The sequence below is a fragment of the Plantibacter sp. CFBP 8798 genome (assembly GCF_014841195.1).
GTDB lineage: Bacteria > Actinomycetota > Actinomycetes > Actinomycetales > Microbacteriaceae > Plantibacter > Plantibacter auratus.
In genome coordinates this window covers 751,148-767,094 of sequence record NZ_JACYTS010000001.1, presented here as the reverse complement: position 1 = coordinate 767,094, position 15,947 = coordinate 751,148, and the positions used below count along the sequence as shown (strand labels likewise).

Sequence of the window (15,947 nt, the reverse complement as noted above, 5' to 3'; positions counted from 1 at the left end):
CCATGTCCACCACGCACACGCTTCCCGCCCCGGCGGAACCCGAGCAGGAGCAGGACCACCACCACGAGCCCGCGAAGGCCGCGTTCGGTCCGGCGCAGCTGCTCGCCGCGACCCCGGGTGCCTTCCGCAAACTCGACCCGCGGCTGATGGTCAAGAACCCGGTCATGTTCATCGTCGAGGTCGGCGCGGCACTGACCACCGTCCTCGCGATCGCCGAACCGTTCCTCGGTGGTGCGCAGGAGTCCGGCGGCTCGGCCGTGCCGGCGTCGTTCACCTGGGGCATCGCGATCTGGCTGTGGCTCACGGTCGTGTTCGCGAACCTCGCGGAGTCCGTCGCCGAGGGTCGCGGCAAGGCGCAGGCCGACAGCCTCCGCAAGACGCGCACCTCGACCATGGCGAACCAGGTCACTTCCTACGACGCCTCGGCGGACCCGTCCGCGGAGCACGCCGCCATCGGCCAGGTCTCCTCCGCGGACCTCACCCTCGGCGACGTCGTCGTGGTGACCGCCGGCGAGCTCGTCCCGGGCGACGGCGACATCGTCTGGGGCATCGCCTCGGTCGACGAGTCGGCGATCACGGGAGAGTCGGCCCCGGTCGTCCGCGAGTCCGGCGGCGACCGCAGTGCCGTCACCGGCGGCACCCGCGTGCTGTCCGACCGCATCGTCGTCCGCATCACCTCGAAGCCCGGTGAGACCTTCGTCGACCGCATGATCGGCCTCGTCGAGGGTGCGGCGCGGCAGAAGACGCCGAACGAGATCGCGCTCAACATCCTGCTCGCGAGCCTGTCGATCGTGTTCGTGGTCGTGGCGCTGACGCTCAACCCGATCGCCTCCTATGCGGCGGCTCCCGTCAGCGTCCCGGTCCTCATCGCCCTGCTCGTCTGCCTCATCCCGACGACCATCGGCGCCCTGCTCTCGGCGATCGGTATCGCCGGCATGGACCGACTCGTGCAGCGGAACGTGCTCGCGATGTCCGGCCGCGCGGTCGAGGCCGCCGGCGACGTCACGACCCTGCTGCTCGACAAGACCGGCACCATCACCTACGGCAACCGGCAGGCGGTCGAGTTCATCGCCCTCCGCGGGGTCACGCCGGAGGAGCTCGCGCAGGCCGCCGCCCGGTCCTCGCTCAGCGACCCGACGCCCGAGGGCAAGTCGATCGTCGACCTCGCCGCCGAGCGTGGCATCCACCTGGACGGGTCCGGGGCTGGCGAGATCGTCCCGTTCACCGCGCAGACCCGCATGAGCGGCCTCGACCAGCCGGACGGTGCACAGATCCGCAAGGGCGCAGGCTCGGCCGTTCTGGCCTGGGTGGAGTCGTTCGGCCCCCTCGCCGAGGCGACCCGCGCCGAGCTCCAGGAGCACGTCGAGGCGGTGTCCGCCGGCGGCGGCACCCCGCTCGTCGTCGCGCAGACCGACACCAGCGGCACCGCGCGGGTGCTCGGCGTCGTCCGCCTCAAGGACGTCGTCAAGGCCGGCATCGCGGAGCGGTTCGCCGAGCTGCGCGCCATGGGCATCCGCACGGTCATGATCACGGGTGACAACCCGCTCACCGCGAAGGCGATCGCCGCCGAGGCCGGAGTCGACGACTTCCTGGCCGAGGCGACGCCCGAGCAGAAGCTCGAGCTCATCCGCAAGGAGCAGGAGGGCGGCAACCTCGTCGCGATGACCGGTGACGGCACGAACGACGCTCCGGCGCTCGCACAGGCCGACGTCGGTGTCGCGATGAACACGGGCACCTCCGCTGCGAAGGAGGCCGGCAACATGGTCGACCTCGACTCCGACCCGACGAAGCTCATCGACATCGTCCGGATCGGCAAGCAGCTGCTCATCACGCGAGGCGCGCTCACGACGTTCTCGATCGCGAACGACGTCGCCAAGTACTTCGCGATCATCCCGGCCATGTTCGCCGGGGTGTTCCCGGGGCTCGCACTGCTCAACATCATGCAGCTGCACTCCCCCGCGTCGGCGATCCTCTCGGCGATCATCTTCAACGCCATCATCATCGTGATCCTGATCCCGCTGGCCCTCCGCGGCGTGAAGTACCGACCGCTCAGCGCCTCGAAGGTCCTCAGCCGCAACCTGTTGGTCTACGGGCTCGGTGGCGTGATCGCGCCGTTCATCGGCATCAAGCTGATCGACCTCGGCGTCACCCTCATCCCCGGCTTCTGAGCCGACGACCCAGATCAAGCTGATCGACCTCGTCGTCACCCTCATCCCCGGCTTCTGAGCCGCACCCAGCACACGAAAGCAGACAGATCATCATGAGTGCATCCCGCAGCGGCATCGCCCAGTACTGGGTCGCCATCAGGGCCATGCTCGCCCTCACCGTCGTCCTCGGCGTCGGATACCCCCTCATCGTCACCGGCATCGGGCAGGCGACGATGTCCTGGCAGGCGAACGGATCCGCCGTCACCGAGGGTGGCACGACGGTCGGCTCAGCGCTCATCGGGCAGTCGTTCACCGACGCCGACGGCAAGCCGCTGCCGCAGTGGTTCCAGTCGCGTCCGTCGGCGGCCGGCGACGGCTACGACGGTGGCGCGTCGAGCGGCAGCAACCTCGGGCCGGAGAACACCGACCTCGTCGCCTCGATCGAGGAGCGCCGCGCGGCCATCGCCGCCTCCGAGGACGTCGATCCGTCGAGCATCCCCGCCGACGCGCTGACGGCTTCCGCGTCCGGCCTCGACCCGCACATCAGCCCGGCCTACGCACTGCTGCAGGTGCCCCGTGTCGCCGCCGAGCGCGGCCTCGACGAGGACGAGGTCCGTGCCCTCGTCGAGCGCCTGACGCAGGGCCCCGACCTCGGCTACCTTGGGGAGTCCACGGTCAACGTCCTGCAGCTCAACCTCGCCGTGGCAGGACTGGACGGATAACCATGCAGCGCGGACGACACAGCGCGGCCCCCGGGGTCGGCAGGCGGAGCGCGATGCTCCAGGAGAACTGAACACCATGCAGCGCGGACGACTCCGGGTGCTCCTCGGCGCGGCCCCCGGGGTCGGCAAGACCTACGCCATGCTCGAGGAGGGGCACCGCCTCGCCGGGGAGGGCGTCGACGTGGTCGTCGCGGTCGTCGAGACCCACGGTCGGGCCGCGACCGCTGCCCTGACGGAGGGGCTCGAGACGCTGCCGCGTCGGGGCGTCGAGCACCGGGGCGTGACGCTCGACGAGATGGACCTCGAGGCCGTCCTCGCACGCCACCCCGGACTCGCGCTCGTCGACGAACTGGCCCACACGAACGCCCCCGGCTCCACGAACGACAAGCGCTGGCAGGACGTCGAGGCCCTGCTCGCCGCCGGCGTCTCCGTGCTCTCGACGGTCAACATCCAGCACATCGAGTCGCTGAACGACGTCGTCCGGCAGATCACCGGGGCGCCGCAGCGGGAGACGATCCCCGACGCCGTGCTGCGGGCGGCCGACCAGATCGAACTCATCGACCTCGCTCCACAGGCCCTCCGCGACCGGCTCGCCGGCGGCCGGGTCTACCCGGCCGAGCGGATCGACGCCGCCCTGTCCAACTACTTCCGCCTCGGCAACCTCACGGCACTGCGCGAGTTGGCGCTGCTGTGGCTGGCGGACGAGGTCGACTCCGCCCTGCGCGACTACCGCGCCGAGCACGGCATCGACAGCACCTGGGAGGCGCGTGAGCGGGTCGTCGTGGCCCTCACCGGCGGCCCGGAGGGCGAGACCCTGCTCCGACGCGGCGCCCGGATCGCCGCCCGTTCCTCCGGTGGCGAGCTCATCGCGGTGCACGTGACGACGCAGGACGGCCTCCGGTCCGCGAACCCCGGTGCACTCGCGCAGCAGCGAGCGCTCGTCGACACCCTCGGCGGCACCTTCCACCAGGTCGTCGGCGACGACGTGCCGCGTGCGCTCGTGGACTTCGCGAAGGCGGCGAACGCGACGCAGCTCGTCATCGGTGTCAGCCGGCGCAGTCGCCTGTCCGCCGCGGTCACGGGGCCCGGTATCGGCAACACGGTCATCCGCGAGTCGGGCAACATCGACGTCCATATCGTCAACCACGAAGCGGCCGGCGGACGGTTCCGGCTGCCGAAGCTCGGTGGCGCCCTGAGCGCACGGCGCCACATCGCGGGCTTCGCGCTCGCGCTCATCGGCGGGCCGCTCGTCACCTGGCTCCTCCACCTCGCCCGCACGGAGGAGTCGATCACGAGCGAGGTGCTGTCGTACCAGCTGCTCGTCGTGCTCGTCGCGCTCGTGGGCGGGTTCTGGCCGGCGGTCTTCGCTGCCGTCCTGTCGGGCGTCACGCTCGACTTCGTCTTCGTCCAACCGCTCTACACCGTGACCATCGACGATCCGGCGCACCTCGTGGCGCTCGTGCTCTACGTCGTCATCGCCGTGATCGTGAGCGGAGTGGTCGACCTCTCGGCGCGACGGGCTCGCACGGCGAGGCGCGCGGCCGCGGAGTCCGAGCTGCTCGCGACGGTCGCGGGCAGCGTGCTCCGCGGCGAGGGTGCCCTGCAGGCGCTCGTCAGCCGGACCCGCGAGTCCTTCTCGCTCGCCGGGGTGCGCCTCGTCTCGGGTGAGCAGGTCCTCGCGGTCGACGGCGAACCGACCCGCGGCGGCGACTTCACGAGCATCCCGATCGGCACCCGCGCGGTACTCGAACTGCACGGCGGGGTGCTCGCCGCGTCCGACCGCCGCCTGCTCGCCGTCATCGCAGCGCAGCTCGACGCCTCGCTCGAGCACACCGATCTGCGCGCCACCGCCCGGGAGGTCGGCCCGCTGGCTGCCACAGACCGGGTGCGGAGCGCGCTGCTCTCGGCGGTCAGTCACGACCTCCGGCGCCCCCTCGCCGCCGCGACCGCCGCCGTCACCGGTCTGCGCGCGACCGACGTCGAACTCACCACGGCTGACCGCCAGGACCTCCTCGAGACCGCGGACGACAGCCTGCGCACCCTCGCGGCCCTCGTCACGAACCTGCTCGACGTGAGTCGTCTCCAGGCAGGTGTCCTCGCCGTGACCGTCGCGCCGATCGACGTCGAGGACGCGATCCTGCCGGCCTTCGACGAGCTCGGCATCGGGCCGCACGACGCCGAGCTCGACCTCGCGCCCGATCTTCCACCCGTCCTCGCGGACGCCGGCCTCCTGCAGCGCGTCATCGTGAACCTCCTGACGAACGCGCAGCGATTCAGCCCAGACGACACCCCCGTCCGGATCGCGACGAGCGGGTTCCGCGACGCCGTCGAGATCCGCATCGTCGACCACGGCCCGGGCATCGCACCCGACCGGCGGGAGGACGTGTTCGTCCCCTTCCAGCGGCTCGGCGACACCGACAACCTCACCGGTCTCGGCCTGGGACTCGCGCTGTCGAAGGGCTTCGTCGAGGGGATGGGTGGCACACTCGAACCGGAGGACACGCCGGGTGGGGGCCTCACCATGGTGGTGTCACTGCCGGCGGCACGTGATCAGGAGGGGACCGCTCGATGAAGATCCTGATCGCCGACGACGACCCGCAGATCCTCCGGGCCCTGCGCATCACCCTCACCGCCCGGGGCTACGAGATCATCACGGCCGAAGACGGCACCGCTGCGCTCAACGCCGCGACGACGCACCGCCCCGACCTGTACCTGCTCGACCTCGGCATGCCGGGGCTCGACGGGCGGCAGGTGATCGAGGGCCTCCGCGGCTGGACCGACGCGCCCATCCTCGTGGTGTCCGGTCGTGCCGGATCGACGGACAAGGTCGAGGCGCTCGATGCCGGAGCCGACGACTACGTGACGAAGCCGTTCGCCATTGACGAACTGCTCGCGAGGATCCGCGCGCTCACCCGGCGGGTCCCCGGCGCCGAGGCCGAACCCACCGTCCGGTTCGGCGACATCGTGGTCGATCTCGCCGCGAAGCAGGTCACCAAGCAGACCCCTGGTGCGTCGCCGGCCACCGTCCGCCTGACGCCGACGGAGTGGCAGGTGCTCGAGCTGCTCATCCGGAACGCCGGCAAGCTCGTGACCCGACAGATGCTGCTCACGGAGATCTGGGGTCCGACGCACGTGACCGACACCGGCTACCTGCGCCTCTACATCGCGCAGCTGCGGAAGAAGCTCGAGCCGGAGCCCGCCACCCCTCGCCACCTGCTCACCGAGGCCGGCATGGGGTACCGCTTCCAGCTCTGAGCGAGCGCTCGCGTCGAGTCGGGCAGGGTAACAGGTTGCAGCGCCCGAGGCCATGCCCCCGGAATCGCAGCTTGCACGCGTACCGTCGCAGTCGCGTCCGGGCTTTCCGGACGAGACCCATGCAGGTACCGCAGAACCAGAGAGGATGGCGCCCATGACCCAGGTCATCGAAACCATCGACGTCGACGTTCCCGTCTCCGTCGCCTACAACCAGTGGACCCGCTTCGAGGACTTCCCCAAGTTCCTCGACGAGGTCGACTCGATCACGCAGGTCACCGACACCCTCACGGAGTGGACGGTCACCGTCGCCGGACAGACCCGCACCTTCGAGGCGGAGATCACCGAGCAGCACCCCGACGAGCGCGTCGCCTGGAACAGCACCGGCGGCGAGGCGGACCACGCCGGCGTCGTCACCTTCCACCGCCTGGAGGACGCCAAGACGCGTGTCACCGTGCAGCTGGACTGGGAGCCCAAGGGCCTCCTCGAGCACCTCGGCGCAGCCGTCGGTGTGGCCGGCCATGCGGTCAAGAAGGACCTCGGCAACTTCAAGCAGCTCGTCGAATCCGAGGGCCAGACCGGACAGGGATGGCGTGGCGATGTCGAGTGACGGCCCCCGCCCCGGTCCCCCGCACACGCACGACGACGTGAAACACGACGTGCCGAAGCCCGAGGAGGTCGACCCCGAGACGGGGACCGACGCCGAGGGCGACCCCGTCGAGAACCCGTCGGGCTGATTCGCCGGCGTCGGCCCGTCCGAGGCGAGCACCGCCCCGAGACGGGGACCGACGCCGACGGCGACCCCGTCGAGAACCCGTCGGGCTGATCCTCCGGCGTCGGCCCGTCCGAGGCGAGCACCGCCCCGAGACGGGAACCGACGCCGACGGCGACCCCGTCGAGAACCCGTCGGGCTGATCACCTGATTCCTGTCGGTCGGTACTCCCACCGCCTCTAGGCTCGGAGCATGAGTGCTCGCGCCGGTCAGGCGAACCCCCGCCCCGCGCTGTCCGCCCCTCTTCGGCGGCGGCGCGGGGCGATCTTCGTCTTCATGCTCACCGTCGGCGTGGGCCTGTCGTCCTTCATCGTCCGCACGCCGGCCGTCCGCGACCTCGTGCACGCGAGCACCGCCGAAATGGGACTCATCCTCTTCGGCATCTCCGTCGGATCGATGACGGGCATCCTGTCGTCCGCAGCGCTCGTCCGTCGGTTCGGTGCGCGTCGCCCGATCATCGTCGGCGGAGCGGCGTTCGTCATCGGACTCGCGCTCCTCGCCCTCATGGCGGGTGCCGGGCAGGGCGTCGGTGTCTTCCTCGGTCTGATCGGCATCGGTCTGGGCTTCGGCCTCGCCGAGATCGCGATCAACATCGAGGGCGCGATGATCGAGCAGCTGTCCGGGCGGTCCATCCTGCCCGTGCTCCACGGCTGCTACAGCCTGGGTTCCGTCATCGGCTCGGTCGCCGGCATCGCGCTCACGGCGATCGCCTTCCCGGTGACGATCCATCTGCTGATCGTCGCGACCGTCGCGCTGGCGGCGCTGCTGTGGGCGATCCCGAAGATCCCGGCCGAGACCGGACGACAGTCGGACACGGGTGCCGGCTCCCCCGGGATCCGTGCGCAGCTCGCGGTCTGGCGGCAGCAGCGCGTGATCTTCCTCGGCCTCATCGTGCTCGCCCTCGCGCTGGCCGAGGGCGCCGCCGGCGACTGGTTGCCGCTCATCATGGTCGACGGGCACGGCACCACGGCCGCCGTCGGATCGATCGTCTTCGCCGGGTTCGCACTCGCCATGACGATCGGTCGCTTCGCCGGTGAACCGCTCCTCGCCCGCTTCGGCAAGGCCAACGTGCTGCGGGTGAGCGCCCTCGTGTCGGCGGTCGGGATCGGGCTCGTCGTCTTCTCCGACAGTGTCCTCGTCGCAGGGCTCGCGGTGCTGCTGTGGGGGCTCGGTGCGGCGCTCGGCTTCCCGGTGACCCTCTCGGCGGCGGGTGAGAGCGACGATCCGACGACGACCGTCGGGGCCGTGGCCTCGGCCGGCTACGTCGCGTTCCTCGTCGGGCCGCCGCTGCTCGGATTCCTCGGGGAGCACTTCGGTCTGCGCGGCGCGATGATCGTCGTGCTCGCGGTGGTCGTCCTGGCGTCCTTCCTGACGTCCGCGGCGAAGCCGCAGGAGCGGCAGCGGACGGCCTCGCCTACCGGTCCCTGAGTCGCAACCGCTGGTCCCTGAGCCGCAGTCGCCGGTCCCTGAGCAACACCATCCCGGTCCCTGAGCAACACCATCCCGGTCCCTGAGCCTGTCGAAGGGCGCACTTCGACAAGCTCAGTGACCGGGGCTGCTCAGCGCGGGTGGCGCTTGGAGCGCCGGATGTACCCGGGCAGCAGTACGCGGCCGGAGACGCCCGTGCGGCGGGCGAGGATCTCGCCGAGCGTGACGCCGGCGGCGAGCGCGAGGCCGGTGAGGCCCGCCTGCAGTAGCTGTTCGACCCCCTCGGAACCCTGCTCGCCGTTCACGAGCGCGAGCATGCCGCGGTAGATCGCGAGCCCGGGCAGCAGCGGCACGATCCCACAGATGGTGAGGATGATCGCCGGGATGCGCAGCCGCGGGCCGAGCGCCTCCGCGGCGAAGCCGATGATGAGCGCGGCGAGCGCACTGGCTGCGGCGGGCGCGACGCCGCTGCCGGAGACGAACACGAAGACGGAGAACGCGATCGCGCCGGTGACCCCGGCGAAGAACGCTGCACGGAGGGCCGCCTGCGAAGCCATCGCCCAGGCGGCGGAGGCCACGGCCGCGCCGACGATCTGCACGGCGACGGGCCACGGGCTCACCGGGAGGTCGAAGAGGACGAGGGAGATGCCGAGGCGCCGGGCGAGGTCGAGGACGCCACCGATGCCGACCACGATCCCGATGGTGAGAAGCATCACCTCGACGAGCCGTCCGCTCGCGGTGACGGGGAACCCGTTGATCGCGTCGTCGGCCGCCCCGACGAGCGAAGCGCCGGCGAGGAGGACGACGATGCCCGACGCGACGATGAGGGCGGGCGGCAGGGCCGAGAGGTCGTCCGGGACGTAGGGGCTGAGGATCGAGATGAGGACGGCGACGGTCGTGGCGATGGCCGCCCCGGTGAGTTGGAGGAAGAAGACCGGCAGCTTCCAGACGTTCAGTGCGCGGAAGGCGCTGTCGATGAGCGCGGTGGTGGCGGCGGCGAGCAGCATCGAGACGACGCCACCCCCGAGGAGGACGGCGACGGCCGCCGCCATCGTCGACAGCAGCACGGTGACGAAGCCGCGGCGGTAGGTCCGTCGTGCGGTGAGGATGCGGTCGAGGTCGCGGTGGGCGGCGCCGAGGCGGGCGTGCAGTTCGTCGCGGAGGTCGGCCTCGTCGTCGCGGGCGACGTCGGTGACCGTCATGATCGGTTCGGATCGGTTGGTGATGCCCTCGGCGACCACGACGACCTTGGCGAGGCGGTCGAAGTCGGCGGAGGGCGAGCGGACCACGCGGAGCACGGTGACGCCCGGTGACAGCTCGGACCCGTCGTGCGCGATGAGGATGGAGGTGAAGGTGAGGTCGACCTGGCATTCGAGGTCGAACGCGCGGCACACGCGACGGATGGCGTCGGTGACCTCGGCCGCTGCTGCTCCGAGTGCCAGCATCGACTCGCCGATCCGGCCGGCCAGCTCGAGCACCTCGCGCACGGGCCGTTCCGCATTGAGGCGGACGACCGCCTGCTCGTCGACGCCCTCCGGCGCCGCTCCTCGGATTCCCCCGGCCAGCTGACTCAGCAGCGAACGCATACCCACCCGCTCATCGTACGAGCCACCGGTGACGGCGGGCTCGCCCTGGTGTTCGGCGGTCGTCTGTGCGAGGTGGTGGGCGGGTCCGATCGGCCCGAATCCTGGTGATCATCTCGAATGTCAGTGGTCCATGTTGGACTGGAGTCATGACCGAGACCGCCACGTTCGAGGACCCCGAGGTGCACGAGCGCTCGGGGTATCCGGAGCACCCGGAACACCCGAGCGATGTGTTCGCTGCTCGGATGGCGTCGTTCACCGACCGCTTCGTCGATCTCGCCCGCCGCCGCGCGGCGCTCGACGCCGAGGAGGCGCAGCTGCTGGCCGAAGCCTTCTCCTACGCCGATGCGACCGCGTCAGCGCTCGTCTCCGCGAGCACCACCTCGACCGACGCCCGCGACCTCGCGCGGCGGTCGATGTGCGCGTCGCTCGCGATCGCCACGAGGATGTCCGAATCGACGCTCCAGGCGCGGGTCGGCGACGCCGAGGCCCTCGTCCACCACGCACCCACCGTGCTCGAGGCCCTCGCGCAGGGTTCCATCAGCGGCGGTCACGCCCGCGCGATCACCGACCAGCTGCGCGACGTCCCGGTGGAGGGCCGCGCGGTGTTCCTGGAGCAAGTGCTGCCCATCGCCCTCCGGTCGACGACCGCACGCCTCCGGCAGCGAGCGAGGGTCGTTCGGGAGCGGCTGCACCCCGAATCGATCACCGCTCGACGCACGCGCTCGATCACCGACCGCCGTGTCGAGCTCGAAGCTGCGGCCGACGGCATGGCCTGGCTGCACTTGTTCACCACCGCCCCGCTGGCGCACGCGATCAGGAACCGCCTCGACGCCGTCGCGGTCCCGGCGCGGATCGCCGGCGACACCCGCACGCTCGCACAGCTGCGCGCCGACGCCCTCGCGTCGCTCGCCGTGGCCGGCACGGTGAGCGACGACGTCGGTCCCATCCCGGTCGACCCGGAGACGACCGGGACGTTCACCTGGCTGCCCGGTTCCGCGCCGCTCGACGACGCAGCCAGGATCGCGGAGGAGGCGGTCGCCGCCGGGGCCGACCCCTTGCTCGCCGAGCCCGTCGGCATCGAGGCCCGCATCCGGGCCACCGTCCAGATGACCGTCCCAGCCCTGTCCACCCTCGGCGTCACCGACGAACCCGGCGTGCTCGACGGCTACGGCCCGATCGACCCCGACACCGCCGCCCGACTCACCGTCACGGCCCCTTCCATGACCCGTATCCTCACCCAACCGGAAACGGGAGCCGTCGTGTCCGTCGGGCGCGAGCAGTACCGGGTGCCGGCAGACCTGGCGCGCGCCGTCCGCCTGCGAGACACCACGTGTCGGGCTCCGGGCTGCGGACGAGCCGCCCGGAGCTGCGACCTCGACCACTCGGTCGCCTGGCAGGACGGCGGCACGACAGCTGTCGACAACCTGGCCTGTCTCTGCCGACATCATCACCGGCTGAAACACCTGCCGGGTTGGAACCTCGAGCACCACCCCGGCGGCATCCTCACCTGGACCACACCCGACGGCCGACGACACGAGACCAGACCCGAGCTCGCCGAGACCGGGTGAGTGCGAGCGCGCCCGACGCTCCCCGATCCCCACGGTTACGATGGATACCCGTGACCAACCGCCGACTCCCGCTCCACGCGCAGCTGCGCCGGCGCATGCCGCTCGTCCGACTCGGGACGGATCCCGCCGACTCGGGGACGTCGCTCCGCCGTTCGCTCGGCGTCTGGCAGCTCACGATGATCAGCGTCGGCGCCACGCTCGGCACCGGCATCTTCGTCGTCCTCGGCACCGCCGTCCCGCTCGCCGGACCCGCCGTCTGGATCGCGTTCGCGGTCGCCGGGCTCGCAGCACTCCTGTCGGCCCTGTCCTACGCCGAGATGGCCGGTTCGGTACCGGTCTCCGGATCCAGCTACTCCTACGCCTACGCGACCATGGGTGAGGGCGTCGCCTGGGTGTGCGGGTGGTGTCTCGTGCTCGAGTACGGGGTCTCCGTCGCGGCGGTCGCCGTCGGCGCCGGGCAGTACGTGAACGAAGCGCTCGCGGTCTTCGGCCTGGGACTGCCGCCGGCACTCGCGAACCCGATCGGCGTCGCCGACGGCCTGATCAACCTCCCGGCCGCGGCCCTCGTCCTCCTCGCGATGCTGCTGCTCGTCCGCGGCGCGAAGGACAGCGCCTGGGCGAACACGATCATGGTGTTCGTGAAGCTCGCCGTGCTCCTCGTCTTCGTCGTCATCGCGTTCTCGGCGTTCTCCCTCGGCAACTTCGAACCGCTCGCGCCCATGGGGGTCGCCGGTATCGCGGCAGCCTCCAGCCGGCTGTTCTTCTCCTACATCGGGTTCGACGCGGCGTCGACCGCCGGCGATGAGGCGACGAACCCACGTCGCGACCTGCCGCGCGCGATCATCCTGTCGATGGTGATCGTCACCGCCGTCTACATCCTCGTCGCCATCGCCGCGATCGGTGCCCGGCCGTGGACCGAGTTCGCCGACGACGAGTCCGCGTTCGTCGGCATCCTCACCGAGATCACAGGACAGCCGATCGTCGCCCTGTTCTTCTCCATCGGCGCGGTCATCGCGATCGCGAGCGTGGTGCTCACCGTCTACTACGGGCAGACGCGCATCCTGTACCGGATGGCGCAGGACGGCATGGTGCCGCGGGTGTTCTCGCGCGTCGGTCGCCGCAGCGGGACACCCGTCGCCGGGACCGTCATCGTCGGTGCGGTCGTCGCCGTGGTCGCCGCCCTCATCCCGCTCGGCGAGCTCGCCGACGCCACGAGCATCGGCACGCTGTTCGCGTTCGCCCTCGTGAACCTGTCGGTCATCCTCCTGCGTCGCCTGCGCCCCGATCTCGATCGCAGCTACTCCGTCCCGCTGTTCCCGGTGGTCCCCGCGCTCGGCATCGTCATGTGCCTCGGGCTGATGGTGTCGCTCGGAGGGACGACCTGGATCGTGTTCCTCATCTGGATGCTCGTCGGCACGGCGCTCTACCTCGGGTACGGGCGTCGGCACTCGACGGTCGGCGCGCTCAGCGATGCGGAGTACGCCGAGGCGATCGCGGCGGAGGACACCTCCCGCGGGTAGTGCGCCGCGCCCAGATGACGCCCTGTTACGGGCGAGGCCGATTGCCAGGCGACGTCCGGGACTCGTGATGCAGGATCGTGCGTATGACCCGACAGATCCGCTTCAACGCCTTCGACATGAACTGCGTCGCCCACCAGGCGTCGGGCATGTGGCGTCACCCCGACGATCGCTCGAGCACCTACAAGGACCTCTCCTACTGGACGGACCTGGCGCAGCTGCTCGAGCGCGGCAACTTCGACGGCATCTTCATCGCCGACGTCCTCGGCACGTACGACGTCTACGGCGACAGCAACGAGGCCGCGATCCGCAATGGCGCGCAGGTGCCCGTCAACGACCCGATCCTGCTCGTCTCGGCGATGGCCGCGGTGACGAAGCACCTCGGCTTCGGCGTCACGGCCGGCACCGCGTACGAGCACCCGTACCCGTTCGCGCGGCGCATGTCGACGCTCGACCACCTGACCAAGGGGCGGGTCGGCTGGAACGTCGTCACCGGCTACCTGCCGAGTGCGGCGCGCAACATGGGGCACGACGACCAGCTCGAGCACGACGAGCGGTACGACGTCGCCGACGAGTACCTCGAGGTCCTCTACAAGCTGTGGGAGGGCTCGTGGGAGGACGACGCCGTCGTGCGCGACCGCGAGACGGGCGTGTTCACCGACCCGACGAAGGTCCACGAGATCGGGCACTTCGGCAAGCACTACACGGTGCCCGGCATCCACCTGTCCGAGCCGTCCACGCAGCGCACGCCGGTGATCTACCAGGCCGGTGCGTCGCCGCGCGGCATCCAGTTCGCCGCGGGCAACGCGGAGGCGATCTTCGTCGGTGCGTCGACGAAGGCGGGGTTGAAGGCGACGGTCGGACGCATCCGCGATGCTCTGGAGGCCGCCGGTCGCGACCGGTACTCGGCGAAGATCTACACGCTGCTCACGATCATCACCGACGAGACGAGCGAGCAGGCCCAGGCGAAGCACGAGGACTACCTGCAGTACGCGTCGCAGGAGGGTGCGCTCGTGTTCATGTCGGGCTGGATGGGTATCGACCTGTCGCAGTACGACCCGGAGGAGCCGATCGGCAACGTCAAGAGCAACGCCATCCAGTCGGCGGTCGCCAACTACCAAGCGGCCAACGAGGAGGGTGGCGAGTTCAAGGTGAAGGACATCGCGCGCATGGGCGCGATCGGTGGGCTCGGTCCGCGGATCGTCGGCAGTGCGTCGGAGATCGCCGACACCCTGCAGGAGTGGGTGGAGGAGACCGACGTCGACGGCTTCAACCTCGCCTACGCGATCACGCCGGGCACCTTCGAGGACATCGTCGAGTTCGTCATCCCCGAGCTGCGACGCCGCGGCGCCTACCCCGAGGAGTACGTCGAGGGCAGCCTCCGCCACAAGCTCCACGGCCGTGGCGACCGTCTTCCCGAGGAGCACACCGGGGCCCGCTACCGCTACGCGAAGTAGGTCCGGCCCCGCCGGCCTCTGAGCCTGTCGAGGGCACCGGTCCCTGAGCCTGTCGAAGGCACCGGCCCCTGAGCCCCAACCACCTCGGTCCCTGAGCCTGTCGAAGGGCAGCACGCACCCAACCGACCGTGACCCGCTCCCCCAACCATCCCGGTCCCTGAGCCTGTCGAAGGGCACCACGCACCCAACCGACAGCGACCCGGCCCCCAGCCACCTCGGTCCCTGAGCTTGTCGAAGGGCAGCACGAGTACACCCCGCCCTTCGACGCGCTCAGGCACCGAGCGTCGCCCGATCAGCGCGCCCCGAGCCACTCCCGCACGGCCGCTTCGAACGCTTCCGGCGCGACGTTCCACTCCAAGCCGTGCGGCGCCGCGGCGACCTCGACAAGCTCGAACGAGGGTACGCGGCGAGCGACGGCCCGCGTGAGTTCCACGGGGATCGTCGTGTCGCCGGGCGAGTGGATCGCGAGCGTCGGCAGCCCGTCGATCGGCCCGGCGGACAGCGCGCGGACCGGAACCGCGCCGCGCACCCCGGCGGATCGTGCCAGCACCGGCGTCGAGAGCACGGCGAGCGCCGAGTGCACGAGCACCCGCGGCACCCCGGCGACCGCGGCAGCGTGCAGCACCGTCTCGCTGAGGCCGAGCATCGGCGAGATGAGGATCGCGCCCTGCACCACCTCGGGTCGCTCGCGTGCAGCCGCGAGGCTCAGGGCGGCGCCGTAGGACCACCCGGAGACGATGACCCGTCGCGCACCGAGCGCCACGGCGTCGTCGATGGCCGCGATGACGCGGTCGACGTCCGTGGCGTCAGCCCCGGAGCGACGCTCGGCGAACGCGGACCCGAGGCAGGTGACGAGCGACGGCAGTCCCGCGCGCTGCACGGCCTGCACGGAGCGGAGGGTCGCGAGCGGGGATGCTCCGAGTCCGTGGGTGTGCACGACCCAGGTGTCGCCATGAGCGTCGCCGTCTACGGTCCCCTCGAATCGCCACGCCCCCGACCGTGTCCTCGGCACTCGCGCCTCGTCCACGCCGAGGTCTGCGGGTGTCACGGCCGCGCCGGTGAACCGCGCACGGGTCGCACCTGCGGGAAGGCGGCCGCTGACCACACTCCGCATCACGGAGCCGTCCGTCGTCTCGCGACCGATCACCGGTCCGACGATGACCCGCGAGCCGTCGTCGAACTCGAGCCCGTATCGTCCCGGTAGCGCCGTTGCCGCGTTCCGTTCGAGCCGCACGGTCATCGGCGACGAGGTCGGCAACACCTCGCTGTAGTGCACGCGCCCGGCTCCGACGACGCGACGGGCGACCATGGCGCTCGCGATCCCGAACCCGGCGACGGCAACGGCGGCGAGGCCGGCCACGACGACACCTGCACTGCGCTTCACGTCACACCCTCGATCCCGTCCCGCTCGGGGAACGGTGAACCAGCCTAGCTCCGGGCACCCGGCTCACCGAGCCGACCCCGCTCGCTGAGCTATCCCGGTCCCTGAGCCGAACCC

Annotated in this window: 11 protein-coding genes; 9 read left to right on the top strand and 2 right to left on the bottom strand. The window is 71.0% G+C overall.

From position 1 onward, the window contains the following. The first annotated feature begins 2 nt into the window (after positions 1–2). From kdpB to IFU30_RS03600, 6 genes are all read left to right on the top strand, one after another. The gene (gene kdpB, locus IFU30_RS03625; RefSeq protein WP_192004346.1) at positions 3–2,168 is read left to right on the top strand and encodes a potassium-transporting ATPase subunit KdpB; all 2,166 of its coding nucleotides are present in this window, start codon (positions 3–5) and stop codon (positions 2,166–2,168) included. 92 nt (positions 2,169–2,260) lie between these two features. Continuing rightward, on the top strand, positions 2,261–2,869 hold the full coding sequence (gene kdpC, locus IFU30_RS03620) for a potassium-transporting ATPase subunit KdpC (RefSeq protein WP_192004345.1): 609 nt from the start codon (positions 2,261–2,263) through the stop codon (positions 2,867–2,869). Positions 2,870–2,945: 76 nt separating this feature from the next. Continuing rightward, entirely contained in the window at positions 2,946–5,441 is a 2,496-nt protein-coding gene (locus tag IFU30_RS03615; RefSeq protein WP_192004344.1) for a sensor histidine kinase, read from the top strand. Then, entirely contained in the window at positions 5,438–6,124 is a 687-nt protein-coding gene (locus tag IFU30_RS03610) for a response regulator (protein WP_079704770.1), read from the top strand. The genes IFU30_RS03615 and IFU30_RS03610 overlap by 4 nt, the downstream gene beginning before the upstream one ends. A gap of 154 nt (positions 6,125–6,278) precedes the next feature. Continuing rightward, entirely contained in the window at positions 6,279–6,731 is a 453-nt protein-coding gene (locus IFU30_RS03605) for an SRPBCC family protein (RefSeq protein WP_124768446.1), read from the top strand. A gap of 354 nt (positions 6,732–7,085) precedes the next feature. Continuing rightward, positions 7,086–8,321, top strand: coding sequence for an MFS transporter (locus IFU30_RS03600; protein ID WP_192004343.1), 1,236 nt, complete (start codon positions 7,086–7,088; stop codon positions 8,319–8,321). Between the two features lie 131 nt (positions 8,322–8,452). Here the strand turns inward: IFU30_RS03600 and IFU30_RS03595 are convergent, their stop codons facing one another. Then, positions 8,453–9,907: a threonine/serine ThrE exporter family protein gene (locus tag IFU30_RS03595; protein ID WP_079704767.1), complete on the bottom strand. Its 1,455-nt coding sequence runs from the start codon at positions 9,905–9,907 to the stop codon at positions 8,453–8,455. Between the two features lie 146 nt (positions 9,908–10,053). Here IFU30_RS03595 and IFU30_RS03590 point away from each other — a divergent pair, with 146 nt between their 5' ends. The 3 genes from IFU30_RS03590 to IFU30_RS03580 all read left to right on the top strand — a co-directional run bounded on the left by IFU30_RS03590 (position 10,054) and on the right by IFU30_RS03580 (position 14,449). Next, a complete protein-coding gene (locus IFU30_RS03590) occupies positions 10,054–11,475 on the top strand; it encodes an HNH endonuclease signature motif containing protein (RefSeq protein ID WP_192004342.1) in 1,422 nt (473 codons plus the stop codon). A gap of 95 nt (positions 11,476–11,570) precedes the next feature. Next, a complete protein-coding gene (locus IFU30_RS03585) occupies positions 11,571–12,995 on the top strand; it encodes an APC family permease (protein WP_192004771.1) in 1,425 nt (474 codons plus the stop codon). 83 nt (positions 12,996–13,078) lie between these two features. Further along, positions 13,079–14,449 (top strand): LLM class flavin-dependent oxidoreductase, encoded by a 1,371-nt coding sequence (locus IFU30_RS03580; protein ID WP_192004341.1) that lies wholly within the window; start codon positions 13,079–13,081, stop codon positions 14,447–14,449. A gap of 292 nt (positions 14,450–14,741) precedes the next feature. Here IFU30_RS03580 and IFU30_RS03575 read toward each other — a convergent pair whose 3' ends face one another. Further along, complete coding sequence (locus tag IFU30_RS03575; RefSeq protein WP_192004340.1) at positions 14,742–15,833, bottom strand: alpha/beta fold hydrolase; 1,092 nt, start codon at positions 15,831–15,833, stop codon at positions 14,742–14,744. Positions 15,834–15,947: the final 114 nt, after the last annotated feature.

Coding starts and splice junctions, on each gene's coding strand:
- IFU30_RS03605 (WP_124768446.1), top strand. CDS start 6,279: ATGACCCAGGTCATCGAAACCATCGACGTCGACGTTCCCGTCTCCGTC.
- IFU30_RS03585 (WP_192004771.1), top strand. CDS start 11,571: ATGCCGCTCGTCCGACTCGGGACGGATCCCGCCGACTCGGGGACGTCG.
- kdpC (WP_192004345.1), top strand. CDS start 2,261: ATGAGTGCATCCCGCAGCGGCATCGCCCAGTACTGGGTCGCCATCAGG.
- IFU30_RS03610 (WP_079704770.1), top strand. CDS start 5,438: ATGAAGATCCTGATCGCCGACGACGACCCGCAGATCCTCCGGGCCCTG.
- kdpB (WP_192004346.1), top strand. CDS start 3: ATGTCCACCACGCACACGCTTCCCGCCCCGGCGGAACCCGAGCAGGAG.
- IFU30_RS03590 (WP_192004342.1), top strand. CDS start 10,054: ATGACCGAGACCGCCACGTTCGAGGACCCCGAGGTGCACGAGCGCTCG.
- IFU30_RS03580 (WP_192004341.1), top strand. CDS start 13,079: ATGACCCGACAGATCCGCTTCAACGCCTTCGACATGAACTGCGTCGCC.
- IFU30_RS03615 (WP_192004344.1), top strand. CDS start 2,946: ATGCAGCGCGGACGACTCCGGGTGCTCCTCGGCGCGGCCCCCGGGGTC.
- IFU30_RS03600 (WP_192004343.1), top strand. CDS start 7,086: ATGAGTGCTCGCGCCGGTCAGGCGAACCCCCGCCCCGCGCTGTCCGCC.
- IFU30_RS03595 (WP_079704767.1), bottom strand. CDS start 9,907: ATGCGTTCGCTGCTGAGTCAGCTGGCCGGGGGAATCCGAGGAGCGGCG.